The organism is Halorubrum sp. SD690R, assembly GCF_005435035.1.
Classification (GTDB): Archaea; Halobacteriota; Halobacteria; order Halobacteriales; family Haloferacaceae; genus Halorubrum; species Halorubrum ezzemoulense.
This window is the reverse complement of the sequence record NZ_SGTV01000170.1, coordinates 1-245: the sequence shown is the minus strand read 5'-3', so window position 1 is coordinate 245 and position 245 is coordinate 1. Positions and strand designations below refer to the sequence as shown.

General features: G+C 53.9%; 1 tRNA gene. It reads right to left on the bottom strand.

Annotated elements, in window-relative coordinates:
* Positions 1-116: 116 nt before the first annotated feature.
* Positions 117-187: transfer RNA gene (locus EXE41_RS18915), tRNA-Gly, on the bottom strand.
* Positions 188-245: the final 58 nt, after the last annotated feature.

Sequence of the window (245 nt, the reverse complement as noted above, 5' to 3'; positions counted from 1 at the left end):
CGGAGACCCGTTCCGGTTTTTCGCACGTGAACCGCGCCGGCCGGCTCTGAGAGAGTTGAGCCGCAACTGATAGCGTTCAAATCACTCTCGGTGATTTCCTCGCTTCGCTCAGAAAATACACCGGCCGAGATTTGAACTCGGGTTGCAACCATGGCAAGGTTGCGTGATACCACTACACTACCGGTGCGTGCTTCACATTCGTCCCTTGTTTGGAGACTCACTTAAGTCTTTGAGATCGCGACCAA